Origin of the sequence: Neoluteolibacter marinus, assembly GCF_014904755.1 — a bacterium.
GTDB classification, from domain to species: Bacteria; Verrucomicrobiota; Verrucomicrobiia; order Verrucomicrobiales; family Akkermansiaceae; genus Haloferula; species Haloferula marina.
On sequence record NZ_JACZFQ010000247.1, the window covers coordinates 1 to 356 of the forward strand.

Here is a 356-nt window from a genome sequence, read left to right on the forward strand (position 1 = left end):
ATGCCCAAGATCATCTGGACCAAGACCGATGAGGCCCCGTTGCTGGCCACCTACTCCTTCAAGCCGATCGTGGAGGCGTTCGCCACCACCGCCGGCGTGGAGGTCGAGACCCGTGACATCTCGCTGGCCGGTCGCATCATCGCCCTGTTCCCGGAGCGCCTGACCGAGGACCAGCGCCTGGACGACGCCCTCGCCGAGCTCGGTGAGCTGGCCAAGACGCCCGAGGCGAACATCGTCAAGCTGCCGAACATCTCGGCCTCCGTCCCGCAGCTCAAGGCCGCGGTCAAGGAGCTGCAGGCCGCCGGCTTCGACATCCCGGACTACCCCGAGGACCCGCAGACGGACGAGGAGAAGGA

General features: G+C 67.4%; 1 protein-coding gene. It reads left to right on the forward strand.

Going from position 1 to position 356, the window contains the following annotated elements; genetic code table 11:
* On the forward strand, positions 1-356 hold a 356-nt coding region (locus IG178_RS24695; RefSeq protein WP_193215235.1), incomplete at both ends, for an NADP-dependent isocitrate dehydrogenase.